This is a genomic window from Pedobacter sp. AC379 (genome assembly GCF_979258145.1).
In genome coordinates, this window is record NZ_OZ409839.1 from 2,278,996 (window position 1) to 2,296,411 (window position 17,416).

General features: G+C 36.8%; 17 protein-coding genes. 5 read left to right on the top strand and 12 right to left on the bottom strand.

The features are described 5' to 3' along the window. Positions 1 to 48: 48 nt before the first annotated feature. Positions 49 to 1,215: a homogentisate 1,2-dioxygenase gene (locus tag ACZZZW_RS10095; RefSeq protein WP_463493146.1), complete on the bottom strand. Its 1,167-nt coding sequence runs from the start codon at positions 1,213 to 1,215 to the stop codon at positions 49 to 51. Positions 1,216 to 1,494: 279 nt separating this feature from the next. On the opposite strand from ACZZZW_RS10095, the gene ACZZZW_RS10100 reads away from it, so the two are divergent. The 5 genes from ACZZZW_RS10100 (at position 1,495) to ACZZZW_RS10120 (ending at position 5,364) form a co-directional block, all read left to right on the top strand. Next, positions 1,495 to 1,950: a hypothetical protein gene (locus ACZZZW_RS10100; protein ID WP_055914747.1), complete on the top strand. Its 456-nt coding sequence runs from the start codon at positions 1,495 to 1,497 to the stop codon at positions 1,948 to 1,950. Between the two features lie 66 nt (positions 1,951 to 2,016). Next, a complete protein-coding gene (locus tag ACZZZW_RS10105; RefSeq protein ID WP_463493147.1) occupies positions 2,017 to 3,012 on the top strand; it encodes a fumarylacetoacetate hydrolase family protein in 996 nt (331 codons plus the stop codon). Positions 3,013 to 3,252: 240 nt separating this feature from the next. Then, positions 3,253 to 4,140 carry a flavin reductase family protein gene (locus ACZZZW_RS10110; RefSeq protein ID WP_463493148.1) on the top strand — a complete coding sequence of 296 codons (888 nt, stop codon included), beginning with the start codon at positions 3,253 to 3,255 and terminating at the stop codon, positions 4,138 to 4,140. Between the two features lie 89 nt (positions 4,141 to 4,229). Beyond that, positions 4,230 to 4,748, top strand: coding sequence for a hypothetical protein (locus ACZZZW_RS10115; RefSeq protein ID WP_463493149.1), 519 nt, complete (start codon positions 4,230 to 4,232; stop codon positions 4,746 to 4,748). Between the two features lie 10 nt (positions 4,749 to 4,758). After that, positions 4,759 to 5,364, top strand: coding sequence for a YdeI/OmpD-associated family protein (locus ACZZZW_RS10120; RefSeq protein WP_463493150.1), 606 nt, complete (start codon positions 4,759 to 4,761; stop codon positions 5,362 to 5,364). Here the strand turns inward: ACZZZW_RS10120 and ACZZZW_RS10125 are convergent, their stop codons facing one another. The 11 genes from ACZZZW_RS10125 to ACZZZW_RS10175 all read right to left on the bottom strand — a co-directional run bounded on the left by ACZZZW_RS10125 (position 5,365) and on the right by ACZZZW_RS10175 (position 17,340). Further along, positions 5,365 to 5,910 carry a C40 family peptidase gene (locus ACZZZW_RS10125; RefSeq protein ID WP_463493151.1) on the bottom strand — a complete coding sequence of 182 codons (546 nt, stop codon included), beginning with the start codon at positions 5,908 to 5,910 and terminating at the stop codon, positions 5,365 to 5,367. Positions 5,911 to 6,027: 117 nt separating this feature from the next. Continuing rightward, positions 6,028 to 6,390 (bottom strand): DUF4870 domain-containing protein, encoded by a 363-nt coding sequence (locus ACZZZW_RS10130; protein WP_463493152.1) that lies wholly within the window; start codon positions 6,388 to 6,390, stop codon positions 6,028 to 6,030. Positions 6,391 to 6,442: 52 nt separating this feature from the next. Beyond that, entirely contained in the window at positions 6,443 to 7,144 is a 702-nt protein-coding gene (locus ACZZZW_RS10135) for an SDR family oxidoreductase (RefSeq protein WP_463493153.1), read from the bottom strand. Positions 7,145 to 7,395: 251 nt separating this feature from the next. Further along, complete coding sequence (locus tag ACZZZW_RS10140; protein ID WP_463493154.1) at positions 7,396 to 9,177, bottom strand: aromatic amino acid hydroxylase; 1,782 nt, start codon at positions 9,175 to 9,177, stop codon at positions 7,396 to 7,398. A gap of 512 nt (positions 9,178 to 9,689) precedes the next feature. Continuing rightward, positions 9,690 to 10,202: a GtrA family protein gene (locus tag ACZZZW_RS10145; protein WP_055914721.1), complete on the bottom strand. Its 513-nt coding sequence runs from the start codon at positions 10,200 to 10,202 to the stop codon at positions 9,690 to 9,692. A 140-nt stretch (positions 10,203 to 10,342) separates the two neighbouring features. After that, positions 10,343 to 11,863: a catalase gene (locus tag ACZZZW_RS10150; protein ID WP_463493155.1), complete on the bottom strand. Its 1,521-nt coding sequence runs from the start codon at positions 11,861 to 11,863 to the stop codon at positions 10,343 to 10,345. Between the two features lie 128 nt (positions 11,864 to 11,991). Next, a complete protein-coding gene (locus ACZZZW_RS10155) occupies positions 11,992 to 12,681 on the bottom strand; it encodes a CAP domain-containing protein (RefSeq protein WP_463493156.1) in 690 nt (229 codons plus the stop codon). A 187-nt stretch (positions 12,682 to 12,868) separates the two neighbouring features. Next, positions 12,869 to 13,633 (bottom strand): SDR family NAD(P)-dependent oxidoreductase, encoded by a 765-nt coding sequence (locus tag ACZZZW_RS10160; protein WP_463493157.1) that lies wholly within the window; start codon positions 13,631 to 13,633, stop codon positions 12,869 to 12,871. A gap of 86 nt (positions 13,634 to 13,719) precedes the next feature. Then, a complete protein-coding gene (locus tag ACZZZW_RS10165) occupies positions 13,720 to 14,127 on the bottom strand; it encodes a helix-turn-helix domain-containing protein (RefSeq protein WP_055914709.1) in 408 nt (135 codons plus the stop codon). A gap of 271 nt (positions 14,128 to 14,398) precedes the next feature. Beyond that, positions 14,399 to 15,169 (bottom strand): DUF6252 domain-containing protein, encoded by a 771-nt coding sequence (locus tag ACZZZW_RS10170; RefSeq protein WP_463493158.1) that lies wholly within the window; start codon positions 15,167 to 15,169, stop codon positions 14,399 to 14,401. Positions 15,170 to 15,696: 527 nt separating this feature from the next. Next, positions 15,697 to 17,340, bottom strand: a complete 1,644-nt coding sequence (locus ACZZZW_RS10175) for a glycine--tRNA ligase (RefSeq protein ID WP_463493159.1) — start codon at positions 17,338 to 17,340, stop codon at positions 15,697 to 15,699. Positions 17,341 to 17,416 lie beyond the last annotated feature (76 nt).

The window sequence follows — 17,416 nt, forward strand, 5'->3', positions numbered from 1 at the left end:
TTTAAAGAGCTTAAATCTTATAATCCCGAAATCTTAATCATCCTAGCTTTACTCTACGTTAATCTGCCAGCTTTTATGATAATTTTCGTCCTCAATATCCAGGGCATCCTGTGTAAGCATTAAAGGTTTAAAAGGATCAATCATTACTGCCAGCTCATCTGTTTTTTCTTTTCCGATCGATTTTTCTACGGTACCCGGGTGTGGCCCGTGAGGAATACCGCCCGGATGTAAGGTAATTTGCCCTTTAACTACACTTTTCCGGCTCATAAAATCGCCATCAACATAATAAAGCACCTCATCGCTATCTACATTGCTATGGTTATATGGGGCCGGAATAGAATCTGGATGGTAATCGTATTTCCGCGGAACAAAAGAGCATACCACAAAATTGTGCCCTTCGAAAGTTTGATGAACAGGAGGTGGTTGGTGTAAACGGCCTGTTATCGGCTCAAAATCGTGTATTGAAAACGCGTATGGATAATGGTAACCATCCCAGCCTATATAATCGAAAGGATGTGTACCATAAGTATATGGATAAATTAAGCCCTGCTTTTTAATCAACACTTTAAAATCGCCATATTCATCATGCGTTTGCAAGTTTTCGGGCAATCTTAAATCGCGCTCACAATAGGGAGCATGTTCCATCAATTGGCCAAATTGATTTAAGTATCTTTTTGGCGGCCTAAGCGGACTAAAGCTTTCTACAATGAAAAGCCTGTTCTGCTCGTTATCGAATTCCATCTGGTAAATGGTTCCTCTGGGGATAATCAGATAATCGCCATAAGCAAATTTGATCTCGCCGAAACCTGTCTTCAATTTCCCAGAACCTTCATGGAGAAAAATCATTTCATCTGCCTGGCTATTTTTGTAGAAATAATCCGTCATCGATTTTCTTGGTGCTGCCAAAACAATATGCAGATCGCTATTTACCAGAACTGCTTTCCTGCTTTTCAGAAAATCGTTTTCAGGTTTAATGTTAAAACCGATCAAACTGGTGTGCTTTAAGTGCTTTTCGCGGGCAATAGTAGGTTCTACGCTATAAGGTTCACCTAAATTTTTTACAATTGTTGGTGGATGGCAATGGTAAACCAGCGAATATAAACTCGAAAATCCTTCGGTTGATACGAGTTCTTCTGCATAAAGATTTCCGTCAGGTTTACGAAAAACCGTATGGCGTTTAGCTGGAATCTGCCCCAATTTATGATAAATAGGCATAGTTAAATGATGTTATGGTTAGAAAAGAAAAATCCTAATGAATTAACAATTAAAACGGAAATGCGTTTCAATCAGCAAGAAAGGGTAGCGGAAATTACAGAGAATATTGAGCCATGATCAGCTTAGATAGCATCTTATAGCGACGGGCAGCTATGGCGTCGTTCACTAAGTTAATATGTAATGCTTTTAAGATCATGGTTTTAATGCTGCCAAGGTAAGTATTTTATTTAAAAGTTGAAATTTTAATTTACCTTTAATTGCATATAGCCCCGTTATTTTATGAAGTTAATTTTTACATTTTTAATTTGTATAGCCTTAAGTTATACCGTAAATGCACAACAAAGAGCCAAATACACAGTTAGGGTTGTTGATCGGAGTGGCAACGCCACAAGAGGTTCTTTTTATGCTGCTGCCGATGATGGTGTAACCATAATCAGAAACCGAAGGGATACCGTAAAACTCAGTGCCGATAGCATTAGCGCGTTGTACATTCACCGGAAAGGAATTGCGGCACCCTTAGCCATTGCCGGAGGTTTAACTTTTTTTGTATTGGCTGCCAAGAGCGATAAGTTGGTAGAATCTGTAGTGCTTATTGCTGCGGGAGTGCCTGTTGGCGTTTCAGGAGGGTTGTTGATCGGAGGATTGTTCTCCAATAAAAAAAATTACAAAGGTTTACAGGCAAAAGATTTTCCACTGATTAAATCAAACCTAAAGCAATATACCGTATTAAAATAATACGACTAAATTTTATTTTGAATGCCCTAATTGCTTAGCTTTACCGCATATTTAACCAAATGATATATGAAACTAGTATCCTATAAAACCGAAGACAGAGAGCATCTTGGTGTGTTTGTAAGTGGACATATCTATAACTTAAATAGCTGCGATAAGCTTATTCCAGATAATATGAACGCGTTTTTGCTTGGTGGAGAGGTATTGATGGAACGGGCAAAAAAGATTGATGATCAGATAAAAGAAGGAAGTTTAACAGCTAAAGAAGAAATTTTTTATGAAATTTTAGCACCTGTTCCTCATCCCACAAGTTGCAGAGATGGATACGCTTTTAGGCAGCATGTTGCGGCCGCAAGGAGAAACAGAAGGGTTGATATGATTCCTCAGTTTGATGAGTATCCGATTTTTTATTTCACAAATCATAATGCCATTCAAGGCACAGGAGAAATCGAATGCATGCCAGATCATTTTGATAAACTCGATTTTGAACTTGAGCTTGCCGTTGTAATCGGTAAGAAGGGGAGAAATGTAAAAGCTGCAGAAGCCGATGGATACATTGCCGGTTATATGGTAATGAACGATATGAGTGCGCGCACCTTACAAATGGAAGAAATGCTCCTGAATTTAGGCCCGGCAAAAGGAAAAGATTTCTCTACCGTAATTGGTCCGTGGTTGGTAACACCAGATGAATTGTTGCAATATAAAGTTGCACCCAAAGAAGGCCATGTGGGTAACGCATACGACCTTAAAATGACCTGCCGCGTTAATGGTATCGAAGTTTCGAAAGGAAATGCAGCAGATATGGACTGGACATTTGCCGAAATTATAGAACGTTGTGCTTATGGGGTCGATATTCTTCCAGGTGATGTAATTGGCTCAGGTACGGTAGGTACAGGTTGTTTTTTAGAATTAAACGGAACAGGTTTGCTTAACGATCCCAATTACAAAGTACAGTGGTTGCAACCAGGCGATGTGGTGGAAATGGAAATTACAGGCCTCGGCGCACTAACCAATACCATTACAAAAGCTGATACAGATTTTTCTATCTTAGGTTTGAAGAAATAATATATGCGCTCAAATAATAAGCATTGTTATCATTTATTCGTGGTTCATGGAAGCAGTCGGCATCCTGTTCAGATAGCTATCAGATTCATCTAGGTAGGTAAAATTCATCCGCTTGATTGTGGCAGAGCAGGTAAAGAAATGTATCTTTTTTGCATTACCGACTAGGTTTCACAATGCTCGAAATGCCAAACTTTGCTTGTTATAATCTTCATTTAAACCACAATTTAACCTGTGTAAATATTGTTGACTTTAAATACCTCCGATCTTTCTGCTGTAGATTTACAGAATTATCTACAATACGCTATCGCTCCGCGGCCAATTTGCTTTGCCTCAACCATTGATGCTGATGGGAATATCAATTTAAGCCCCTTCAGTTTCTTTAATATGTTTAGCACAAAGCCGCCAATTTGTGTGTTTTCTCCATCCAGAAGGGTTCGCGATAATACCACCAAACATACTTTAGAAAACGTACTTCAGGTAAAAGAATGCGTAATCAATATTGTGAATTATGATATGGTACAGCAGATGAGTTTGGCCAGTACTGAGTATGCAAAAGGGGTTAACGAATTTGAAAAAGCGGGTTTTACGATGTTAAAATCTGAGATGGTACAACCACCGAGAGTGGCGGAAGCGCCGGTGCAGTTTGAGTGTGTAGTGAATGAAGTAATTTCTTTGGGCAATAACCATGGTGCCGGCAATCTTGTTCTGGCAGAAATTAAGCTGATTCATATTAACGAGGATATTTTAGATGAAAACGGTAGAATAGATCAGCATAAAATCGATCTGGTGGCGCGTTTAGGTGGCGATTGGTATTGCAGGGTTACAGACAATAACCTATTTAAGGTTGCAAAACCATTGGCTAAACTGGGTATAGGGGTAGATCGTTTGCCTCACTCCGTCCGTTTTTCGAAAGTATTAACCGGAAATGATTTAGGGAGGTTAGGCAATGTTGAACACTTACCCAGCGACGAGGAAATTGATCTGGTAAGCAATCACGCAGATGTTAAAGAGGTGCTGGATGCTACTATCGGCGATAGCACCAACCGCGAAAGGGAACTGCATGAGCTTGCAAAGAAGTTTCTCAATTTCGGAGAAGTAGAACTTGCTTTAAAAATAGTTTTGCTTTAAAGGTAATTTAAGCTTGGTATTTAATATATTAGTACTAAAGCTATAGTTAAATGGATAGATTTTTATTGAAAGGATGAAATTTCCAAATTATGTCAAAAAAGCCTTCCTTACAATATATAGGATATAAATCTAATTATCCAATAAATATATATTTACTTGTTTTGTTACCACTTGCTTCCATTCTGCTTACGATTATTTATGGTGCAAATTTGTTGGGCATGCTAGTTTATTTGCCAGTATTGATCATCCTTTTTTATGTTTTTTTTTCAAGATATAGTGCTATAATAGAAGTAAATAGTGCGATGGAAATGAATATTTATTATATTTTTCCATGGAATAAAAATGTTAGTATAAACCTTAATCATTTCAATAGTTTTGATTATGCCAGAGGTTTTTATAACCCTATTGATGATAGAAGATTAGGTTACTTTAATTTCTTACGGAGATGTTATGATTTAATTATATTGTATGATGCAGATAAGGAAATTCAAACTGAATTTAAAGTAAATCTACGGATAAGTTCATTTAAGAAAGTAATTCTGATTTTAAATAAAGAGGCGCAAATGAATCTTATCAAATTAAAAAGTCCAGATAATATTACATGGTAATCATTTAACTATGCATACAATTGTTCAGGTAGATCAGTACATCATAAACTCGGCAGAATTTGCGATTCCAATTTTGGATCATTTAAGAAACCTTATACATAAAGCCGATGCCCGGATTGAAGAAAAAATTAAGTGGGGGATGCCCTTTTTCGATTTCAAGGGAACGGTTTGCCATATGGCATCTTTTAAAAATCATTGTGCCTTTGGCTTTTGGAAAGGATCATTGATGAAAGATGAATATGGTATTTTTAAAGAACGTTCTAATGCAATGGGCTTGCTTGGTAAAATAACTTCTTTTAATGATTTACCTCCCGATGAAATTCTTATTGCTTATATCCAGCAGGCAATTCAATTAAATGAGGACAATATTAAACTGCCACCAAAACCAAAATCTACAGAGAAAAAAGAACTCATTTTGCCAGATTATTTTATAGAGGCCTTAAATGAAGCACCCCAGGCAATGGCTGTATTCCAGAATTTTAGTTTATCCAATAAAAAAGATTATATATTATGGCTGGAAGAGGCTAAAACCGAAGCAACCAGATTAAAAAGATTAGATACCACATTAGAATGGCTTGCCGAAGGAAAAACGAGGATGTGGAAGTATAAGAAATAACTAAAGAATACTCACAATTTTCATAAAACGGGCTTTATAATGACCATCCAGATCGGTAATTGTTACCTGGTGTGCTTTGCCCGACGATGCGTGGATAAATTTAATCCCGTTCTCATCAATTGAATAAACAATGCCAACATGGCCAATTCTTCTTACTCTCGAATTACTTCCTGTAAAAATTAACACATCGCCTACTTTTGCATTTTCCAAGCTCGTTTCTTTGCCTGCATAGCTAAATTCGCGCGATGAGCGTGGCACTTTGAACCCGAAATTGCTAAAAACATAACTAACAAAGCCAGAACAATCAAAGCCAACCTTTGGGTTGCTGGTGGCATAACGATAGGGAATTCCCAGCATGCTTTTGGCAAAATCGATAAGTGATGTTGAGTTTGTTGTAGAATTGTTTTCGGTAACGGTTACCTCTTTAGGAAGGGTGGCAACAAGTTTCTTTACCAACTCCTGGTACTGTGCGGGTAAGATTGTTTGGGCTTTTCCTGCCGTAGCAGACAAAATGAAAAACAAAATCGGGACTATTATTTTCTTCATATGTTGGAACCAAAGATATAAAAAATATCTAAAGTCGGTTAAAATGTTGAAAACGAGTTAAAACAAAAAAGTCTGGGATTTGTTACCCAGACTCTCATTTAAAATATTTGAATTCGATTAAATACTTGGAAACATCGTTTGTGCTTTATCTCCGATTATCGGAAGAGGCTTCTGCTCGCCATTATTTGCACTTATTGCACCTAAAATAATGAAAATAATATACGCAATATAGATCGCATAGCTTAGGTAACCAAAAATTGCCGTTGGAATAATCATAATAATTATGGTTACAGCCACATTAAGTACAATTATGCCTAAATGAAGCAATAAAGATTGTCTTAAATGATAACTAGATAATGGCGTTTTATTGTCTTTATACATACCAAAGTATGATATTAGCCAACCAATAAGGAAGATGTAGCTAACTACTGCTGCATTTTTTCCGTTATCGACAGTTTTAAAAGGGGAGTTTGTTTCCATAGATTTTTTTAGTTTTCCGTTTAGGCTTGTAAATTACTAAAAAATATGAATATTAAGGCGTAGTAACCGCTACCGGCAAAATCTTTCCATTGAAAAACTTATGTCCTGTTTTTGCAAAATCAGCTACATATTTTCCCATTTCAAAGGCCATAACCGGACTTTGATATCCCGGAAAAGCAGCTTCGAGCATCTCAGTTTGTGCCGATCCCAATGCCAAACAGTTAATTTTGATTCCGGTTTCGGCCAATTCAAATGCCAAACATTCAGTTAAAGTGTGCAAGGCTGCTTTACTTGCAGAGTAGGCAGCAAGACCAGGGAATTTTACGCTCCCCTGAAAACCGCCCATACTGCCAATATTTACAATATGGCTTCCATTTTGCAATAGGGGTAAAACACTCTGAATCATTTTGAAATGTGAAATTACATTACTTTGGAGCATTACACCCAAATCAACTTCTGTAGTTTCTAAAAATGCTTTGTTAATCAATGCACCAGCGTTATTAATCAAAATATCAACTGTTCCTAAACGCTCTTTTAAAAATGGCAATAAGGCTGCATAATCATCATTCACAATATCAAACTCTACTGGCAAAAGGGTGCAGTCAGGATTAATGCCCTTAGCTATTTCCAACAATTTACGTAGCTTATCAGCCGAACGGGCAATAGCAACTATTTTATTTTCTTTCTGTAAGCTAAATTCTAAAGCAGTTTCGAACCCAATTCCACTACTAGCACCTGTAATTATAATGTTCATTAAAATTTTAATTTGTTGTAAAGTTAAAAGATTGGAATGTTTTAGCCTAAGATAATTCTAGCTTGAAAGAAAATTCATAATATTTGAGCAATGTTTCGTTATGCTGAACGGAATCTTCAGAATCAGCAACTATTTTGAATAATACCATGAAATAATTTAGGTTTACGACCGCTTTTTAAGCCTCATTATAGTTTTTGTTTGAAGAGCATTGTTGGATAAGCAATTAATTCTCTATTCCATTCTCAATGTACTCAATCGTCAACAAGCAATTGGCTCACCGGATTTTTAATCACATGCAAGCCATCACTGATCAGTTTGGAATGGTCTAACTCCCTGCCTGCTTTAATTTCTAAATATACCTGAACTTCTTTTTCAAGTTGGTGGTAAATCTTTTTATGGTAAACAATCTCCAAAATTTCTAATGCACAAAGCCAATCTTGCCTGTAGCCGGTTTTTAATTCCGCGAAAATTTCAGAAAGCATATCCAGGTTTTCTCCACTTTCCCTAATCTCCCTTACTTTTTGGTATAAAGCATGTAGCTTTGTTGTTTTATCATCGTAGGCAATTTGATGGGTTTTCTCTCCACTGATTAAAGTAATTTCTTCATAAGCATCTTTATCAGCAGCGCCATTAAAAACCGAGATAATTTTCTCGCCTACTGCCATATCATAAATGCCCCACTCGGGTTTAAACAAAATATTTCCGTTGCTTTCTGTAACAGTACAATCTTTAAAAGCAATTAAAATCAATTTATTTTCTTTAAATAAAATATCTTTTATAAGCCCAACCACTTTAATGCCACTCTCAAACAAAAGTTCGGCTTTTTCTCCTAAAATAATACCTAAAGCCTGTAATTCTGCTGTGCTATTATCTTCTAAAGCCTTTGTGCTGTTTTTTAATTTACCAACCGGCGAAGAAAATCCATCGGCGTGGTAATCTTTTCCATGTGCAATTAGTTGTTTGCCATTAAAGGCTAGTGCAGATGGACCAGTTGTTTTAATAAAAGTTACTTCATCTTTCATGCCGACACCAATATCGGTAAATATACCGCTCACCTGTAAGCCCGAGCTGTAAACTGCTGTTGCTATATTTTTGCAGGCAATGGCTTTCATTATACTTTCTGTACCGCCCTTTCTAAAAGCCATGGTGTTGGCAAAAGTTTCTAAAACATCAATTAAATTCTGAAAAGTTTCAGTCACAAAAAGTTGTGGTTGTGGCTTGGTAATATCGTATGGATAATTAATGGTATCCATGTTATACCAAAGTTTTGTTACCTCATTCTGCATGCAGGTTGCACTTTCACCTATAGAAGAAAGTAAGCCTGCACCATAAATTTTTGGATTTTCTAATGTGCCGATCAAACCATATTCAACCGTCCACCAATGCAAGCGGCCAAGCAATGCCATTTCAGAAGGTTCGCCCATATTATCGCTAATGTAGCGGAGTTCTTTTTCTGCTTTGGCAATCTGAAATTCGTCGGCATCATTAGCTTCCTTCAAAATAGAAAGCTTTCTAATGGCTTCATAAAGTTCGAAATCTTTGGCCGAAAACATGGCTTTGGTCCCGATTGAACCAAAATAACTTAGATAACTATTATAATCGGCATCGGCAATAATAGGTGCATGGCCTGCACTTTCATGTATAATATCGGGTGCCGGAGTATATTCGATATGGTTAATCTGGCGGATATCGGCAGCAATTACCAAAACACGGTAAGCCTGGTATTCCATAAAAGCAGCTGGTGGAATAAATCCGTCAACCGTTACAGCCCCCCAACCAATTTTACCCAAATTATCATTCATGGTTTGTAAATCAGGAATGTGCTCAATACTCAAGCCAGCCCGCTGTAAACCTTTTATATATGGGTAATAAGCAACATTTTTTAGGTAACTGTAATTCTGGCGCATTACGTAACGCCATACTGCTTGATCAACCGGCGTATATTTTGCGTAATTCTGGTCAACAATAAATTGCTTCAAATGATTGGGCAATTTTGCTACCTGCGCATTATTAAAATCATTAAAATGGCTCATGGTTATTCTGAAAATAAGTTGGTCGGCAGCTAAGTTAGCTTGTTGTTTTTATCTTAACAAGTAAGCAACAGGATTAATTAACAGGTTAAAGTAATAAAGGTTTTGGGTGGTAAAAAAGAAAAATTAATGGTTAGTGAAGGAATGATGGAATTTTATCGGAGGGGTTCTGAATGCCTTTTTGCCAAATCTTTTTACTGTTCTTCAACTCCGCTACCATTTACAGGTTTTAGTATATCTGTCGTCATTTCTGAGGTGCCAAGCAATCTTTTATGCTAGTGAGCCTTGCCATAAAGATTGCTTCGTCGGCTGAAAAAGCCTTCTCGCAATGACGATACTTAAATAGTCCTCGTTTGTAACGAGGATTTTTAAGGTATGCATTTGCAATGCAAAAATAATTCCTTTAATAGCGATAAAATCGCTTTACTCTTACATCCTCGTTACAAACGAGGACGATGCAGTCTTTCCGTGCTTTCCGTGTCTCCGTGGCAAAACAATGCTATTGCCAAACTGAATTATTGATTTTTCTTTTCATTTTTATCCCCGATTTTTTTTACACTAAATGTAAAATAGTGTTGATACAGGTAACTGAAAAGTGCCATTGAAACAGAAACTAATATTCTTGATAAAATAGATAAAGCGGGGTAATCTCTTAAAAGCTCCAATAAAAACTTTAGAAAAACATATGTTGCAAGAATATTGATAAACTGAAGATTTAAAAAACGGAAGAGCTGAACCCTGCCTTTTAGTTCACTGTGTGTAAATATTACATATTTATTCAGTAAAAAACTGGTTGGTATGGCAACTAAATAATCTACCAGTAGTGATGCGGTTTCTCTTTGAAGTACAATTACTCCAAAATTTACTTCCGCTGTTTTAAAAATGAAAAAGTAAGCGAAATAATAGCTTAGTATACCCAATAATAAAGTGCCACCACCTGTAGCCAAATACCTGAAATTATGTGGAGAGATGTATTTTTTAAAAGGAGGGTAGAAAAAATCTATTATGGCTAAAATTGCATTACGCATTGGGGTTCAAAGTTAAATTTATAAGCTCAAATGATCAAAAACGAGCTATCGCATATCATTATTACGCGCAAAGGTAATTTTTTATACAGAATATTATAGAAACAAAAAATGCCTCCAATTTTGGAGACATTTTAATACCGTTACCCGTTAGTGGCTTTATGGGGTGGATCTGCATGCACCATACCTTCCATTGCTTGGTCTAAATTTAAATCCAAACCTTTTGCAATGGCCAGGCCTAAACTCATATCTGCTCTAAACCAATGGCAAAGCTGTCGGTTTACAATTTCATCCTTTTTAACACCATTTATGCCACCCATTGCACTTACAATATTTGCAATGGTATTTTTTCTGGCTTCGGGATCCATTAAACGGAATAAGTTGCCTGGTTGCGTATAATGATCGTTTTCACCTTCAGCATTTCTATTGTAACTATCGGCCAATAAAGATTCTAAAGGCCAGGCGGGTTGTTTATAACTTTCATCAACCACAATATCATCAAAACTGTTTGGAAAATAATTTGGGTTCGATCCACCGTTACCATTAACTGCCATTAAACCATCGCGCTGGTAATTATTGGTCATAAACGGACATCGGTTAACCGGAATTTGTTCGTAATTGCCACCCAAACGGTAACGTTGTGCATCCGGATAAGATAAAATCCTTCCTTGCAACATTTTATCCGGCGAGTAATAAATGCCATCAACTACGTGTGCAGGAGCAAAGGCGGCTTGCTCTACGTGCGCAAAATAATTGTCAGGATTTTCGTTCAATTCCAATTCACCCACTTCAATTAATGGATAATCGCGGTGTGGCCAAACTTTGGTTAAATCGAATGGATTAATGTGGTAAGTTTTGGCTTCATCAAAAGGCATAATCTGCACTTTAAGTGTCCATTTCGGAAACTCACCTCTTTCTATGGCTTCAAAGAGATCGCGTTGTGAATGGTCAGGATCTTGAGATTTCATGTCAACAGCTTCGTTGTTGGTGAAGTTCTGGATACCCTGTTTAGTTTTAAAGTGAAACTTCACATAAAAACGCTCGTGTTTATTGTTGTAAAAGGAGAAGGTGTGACTGCCAAAACCATCCATATGGCGGTAAGAAAATGGTGTTCCCCTATCGCTCATTAAAATTAATACCTGGTGTAAGCTTTCAGGATTCAAACTCCAAAAATCCCACATCATGGTCGGGCTTTTCATATTTGTTTGCGGATCGCGTTTTTGGGTGTGAATAAAATCGCCAAATTTTTTCGGATCTTTCACAAAGAAAACGGGCGTATTGTTACCAACTAAATCCCAGTTTCCATCTTCAGTATAAAACTTAAGCGCAAAGCCACGCGGATCGCGTTCACTATCGGCCGAACCTTTTTCGCCGCCAACAGTAGAAAAGCGTAAGAAAGTACGGGTTTGCTTGCCAATTTCGGAGAAAAGTTTGGCCTTTGTATATTTTGTAATGTCGTGGGTAACAGTAAAAGTTCCATAAGCACCAGATCCTTTTGCATGTACCACCCGTTCAGGTATCCGCTCACGGTTAAAATGAGCCATTTTTTCGTGTAAAATGAAATCCTGGATCAGAATCGGGCCACGTGGACCAACCGTCATGCTATCTTCGTTATTTGCGTATGGAATGCCCGATGCACTTGTTAGCTTTTTCTTTTCGCTCATCGTTTAGGGTTTGTAATCTGGTATAAAATGGAGTAATTTTCGCAAGCAAATAAATAGTTTTTTTCTATTTTGACATAGAGAAAATTGATGCATTTAAAAAAAAATGCAACAGATAAATCTACTATAATTTATTGGTTATTAGTGTAAAATGTAGGTTGCGCAACAAAATCGATTACTGCACACCAGGAGTAAGAAGGATGCGGCTGAATGCTTACGCCGACCGTATTGAGTTTGTATTTCTGATCCAATAGGTTAAAGCGGTGACCAAGAGATGGTACGCCACAATCCAACAACAAATGGCATACAATATCTAAACTGTTCGAATAACCAAAATCGATATTTTCGCTCATGGCTTTATTAGGAAAATATTTAGATAAACGCTTCGAAAATTTATCGCCATTGCTACTTTCATGTGTATTGAGGTTATTTCTGTTTAAATCCTGGGCATGGTTGCGGCTTAATGAGGTAAGTTTATCATCAGGATAAAACATCTGCAAATTTTTGATGCCGCGTAAATGTTTCAATAAAGAGGTATAGTAAGAGTTGTTTCGTGTAATTTTAAGTTCATTGTAATTTCTATATTGGCGAACTTTGGCATTGTAATTATTAATGTAATCTTCTAAAAAGGTATAATAAAACTTTTCTCCATCAATTCGGATTAGATTCATGTACATCACTATGTTTTTTTCTTCGTTGTTTAAGTAAGCTGCATTTGCTGCGGTATTTGCTTTACGAAATTCGGCATCTGTCCACTTTTGGGCATTGGCATGGCCTATAATAAGGAATACAAAAAGTGCTGGTAGCAGTATTTTAAACATGGGATGATTTTCATGGATAACGCCGTTTGATGCTGATTATTTTCTGTTTAATGAATTTTAGTTGGCGTTATGTCTGGGTAGGGCGTTTATTATTCAATTAGGAAAAAAAATAACCACAAATACACCAAAATACCAAGCTATTAACTTTGGTGCCTTAGTGCATTCGTGGTCAAAAACTACGTTTTGATTATAAAAACATACCGCCTGAAGCTTCAATGCGTTGGGCATTGATCCATCTTGCATCTTCAGTACATAAGAATGCTATTACGCCACCAATATCATCTGGCAAGCCTACACGGCCTAAAGCGGTATTAGCAGCAATTCCTGCATTTACCTGGTCATTGTCGCGTACAACACCACCCCCAAAATCGGTTTCAATAGCTCCTGGAGCAATAATATTTGATCTGATTCCTCTTGCGCCTAATTCTTTTGCCTGGTATTTGGTTAATGTTTCCATTGCACCCTTCATAGCTGCATAGGCCGCATAACCCGGAGTTGCAAAACGTGCCAAACCGCTGGAAACGTTAATAATCCCACTTCCATCATTTAATAAGGTCAGGGCTTTTTGCGTTAAAAAGAAAGCACCTTTATAATGGATATTTACCAAAGTATCAAATTGTTCTTCGGTGGTTTCGGCAAAAGAAGCGTGGATGCCGACACCTGCATTGTTTATTAAAAAGTCGAATTTTTCTGCATTAAAAACAGTTTTTAATACGTTTTTAACTTTAGCGAAAAAAGCATCAAAAGTAGTGCTATCAGCTACATTTAACTGTAAAGCAGCTGCATTAACACCGAATTCTTTAATCTCTTTTACGGTTTGTTCTGCTTCTTCCTTTTTGGATTGATAGGTTATAATTACATCTATCCCTTTAGAAGCGATTTTTAAGGCTGCATTTTTTCCTAATCCGCGACTACCGCCGGTTACCAGGGCAATTTTATTTTGTGTTTCCATTTTCTTTTAATTTGTTAAACAAAATTAGATGGAAATATGCTGTAAAAATGGTGATAGCTTAAGTAAAAATGGTGACAGCTTAAGTATTATATGGTGATAATTTCCTTTTTTGTTGCCAAAGATTCAAAATAAGCTTCCCTATACTGTTTTGGGGTTTGGCCTGCAAAGTGTTTAAAAAACTTGGTAAAGTTGGATGGATCGTAAGTTAATATCCGTGCAATTTCTGCAATGGGCATACTTACATTTTGCAACATCGATTTTGAAATTTCCATTAAACGCTCTTCGAAAAAGAAACATGGCGAATGGCCTGTAGCGGCTTTAATAGTGTTGCTTAGGTGAGTTGGATGTACATGGATTAAATCGGCAAAATCCCTTACCTCAAACATTTCAGTTGCACGGCCAGATACAATATCGTCGAGATGTTTATCTAATTCTTTTAAATAATCTGCCGCAATTTCATGTCGACGGGCAAAAAACTTCTGTGGAATATTCATATAAATGATTTTGATCGCTAAACAAATATACCATTCGGTAAAATGAATAAGAAATTACACACTGGGCATTTGCCTTTTGTGACTGAAGGATTACGGCTATTAATTTCCATTATAACAAAAGAGGATGCATTATAAAAGTATTTCTCTTTAAATTATTATGTCACGTTGGGCTTGTCGAAACACTTTAAGGGTATTTAAATAGGCTTCGACAAGCTCATGATCACAAATCTTTAATGATAATGCTGCCCTTCATATTTAAGAAAATTAACTCTTATTTTTTGCTATAAGGCATGTCAAAAGTTCCGTCAGTAACAGTTACCGATGTATTGATTGTAGAATTTTCATTGGGTGCCTTAAATGAAAACGTTCCTTTAAGTTTGCCGCCAGCTTCACTCGTAATTACTAACGAGCCGCTTGTTGCTGTAAATGAACCTGTAGGACTTTGATCTTTCATATATGTTGCAGATCCATCCGTTGAAAAGTCGTAAGTGCCTACACCTTTATAACCTAAAACGCCAAGAATCATACGTTTATCACCATTTATGGTTACAATAGTAAGGAAGTTGCCAATAATGGGAGCATTGGTTGATGTTGCTTCTCCGGTAAATCCAATTTTGGTACCATCTACCTTTGCACTTAAATTATTAGTGCTATTGTTGGTTTCAGGGAGTTTAACAGGAACCAAACTGATATTAAACTGTCCTTCAGTAATGGTTTTAACTGTTAACGTAGATACATTTTCTCCTTTAAATTCAAAAGTGCCTTTAATGTATTTATCCGCTAAATAACTGGTTATTTTAATTGTTCCTGCACTACCTCCGATGTAAGCATCCTGAGCGAAGGATGTACCGGTAAGATAACTAGCTAAATTGTTATCAGATAAACTGTAAGTGCCTACGCCTTTAAAATCGCTAATTATTAATGTAAATGCAGTAGAGCCTTTAAAACCCGAAATTTGTGCGCTTATTTTTCCGCCAGCATCATAAACCTGGGCCGTAGTTATGGTACATTGCAACAAAGTACCATCAACTTTTGCGCTCATGGTTGATGTAACCCAATCTTGATGATAATCGATTTCTTTTTTGCAGGATGATGTAATTAATAGGCATACAAATGCCAATAGGGATAGTTTGAAAGGTAATTTCACGAGTGTTAATTTGTTATGGTTAATTTAAAGGCTAAGATAAAGAAAACTGATGCAATTTTTGAACAAATTTTCCCCTCTGGTACCAATCGTTATAAACCAGTTCAATTTTATTTATTTCAAAGGTGCGAAAATCAATATTCCATGAGTTTTTATCAGACTAGCAACGCACTTTATTTTTTAGTTCTATTTGAAACGGATTACGTTCGGCTAAATCCATATGTGTGGCATAAAAAAAAGTCGCAGGTTTAAACCTGCGACCTCGTAAAATTTTCGTCATCTCAACTGAAGCGTGGCGAAATGGAGAGATCTACAAAGGAAGATTTCTCAATTACGTTGCACTTCGCTCGAAATGACAACTTTATAAATAATCGGCATTTTAACGATTTTGAATCATATCTAAAATATCAGAATAATGATACTTTTTATGCCAACAAAGTTTTCCAGCTTACTGCCGAACCTATAATGTTTCCTAAATCTGCAATGGCTACACGTTCTTGATCCATGCTATCGCGGTGACGGATGGTAACGGTATTGTCTTCTAAACTTTGATGATCAACCGTGATACAGAATGGAGTTCCTACCGCATCCTGACGGCGATATCGCTTACCAATGGCATCTTTTTCTTCGTAAATGCAGTTGAAATCAAACTTAAGCGTATCCATAATTTCGCGTGCTTTTTCAGGTAAGCCATCTTTTTTCGTTAATGGAAAAACAGCTACTTTATAAGGCGCTAAAGCAGGGTGTAAACGTAATAATGTACGGCTATCCTGTTTATCACCGGTGCTTAAATCCTGTTCTTCAAAAGCATTGATCATGGTTAAGAGGAACATGCGGTCTAAACCGATTGAAGTTTCGATTACATAAGGAACGTAATTGCCATAAGGTTTACCTTCTTCATTTAAATCATTATCGAAATACTGCATTTTTTTGCCCGAAAATTCCTGGTGTTGCGTTAAGTCGAAATCAGTGCGGCTATGGATTCCTTCAACCTCTTTAAATCCGAATGGGAATTCGAATTCGATATCAGTTGCAGCATTGGCATAGTGCGCCAGTTTAACGTGATCGTGGTAACGGTATTTTTCAGGAGCAGTACCCAAAGCCCTGTGCCATTTTAAACGCGCTTCTTTCCAGTATTCAAACCATTTTTTATCTTCACCTGGGCGAACAAAAAATTGCATTTCCATCTGCTCAAATTCGCGCATACGCATAATGAACTGACGTGCAATTACTTCATTTCTGAAAGCTTTACCAATTTGCGCTATACCGAAAGGAATTTTCATCCTGCCAGATTTTTGAACATTTAAAAAGTTAACAAAAATACCCTGAGCTGTTTCCGGACGAAGATAAACTTCATCACTTCCTTCTGCCATAGCACCAAATTGCGTGCTAAACATTAGGTTAAACTGCCGTACATCTGTCCAGTTTGAGGTTTTAGAAATCGGGCAGATTACTTTATAACCAACAATTAAATCTTTTAACTGTGCCAGATTTTCTGATTTAAGTGCCAGATTCATTTCCACCTCAAGTGCTAAACCTTTTTTAACAAATCTCCAGCTTGTTTCATCAACAAAAGGATATTTCTCATGGTCTAAAATGGTAGCCTCATCTTTAAAACTTGGAATCCATGCTGCTTGTCCTTCATCACTTAATCCTAATATTTCTTGCTGAAACTCCTCAAATTTAGCTTTGTTTTCTGCACTGAAACTGGCCAATTCTGAATATAGTTCATCAATTTTATTTTCTAATAACTGATCGGCACGGTAACGTTTCTTAGAGTCTTTATTGTCGATCATGGGATCGTTAAAACCATCAACGTGTCCGCTGGCTTTCCAAACTTTAGGATGCATAAAAATTGCAGAATCAATTCCTACAATGTTTTCGTGCATTTGCACCATGGCTTTCCACCAGTAAGTTTTAATGTTGTTTTTTAACTCGGCACCTAATTGGCCGTAATCGTAAACAGCACTTAAGCCATCATATATTTCGCTGCTCTGAAATACAAAACCGTATTCTTTAGCGTGTGATATTACATTTTTAAATTGTTCGTCGTTATTCTTTTGAGCCATAATGCAGCAAAGATAATAAAAAGGTGCAGGGTTTAAAGGTAAAGGACTTAAGGTTTTTGATCAGTAGCAAAGTAGC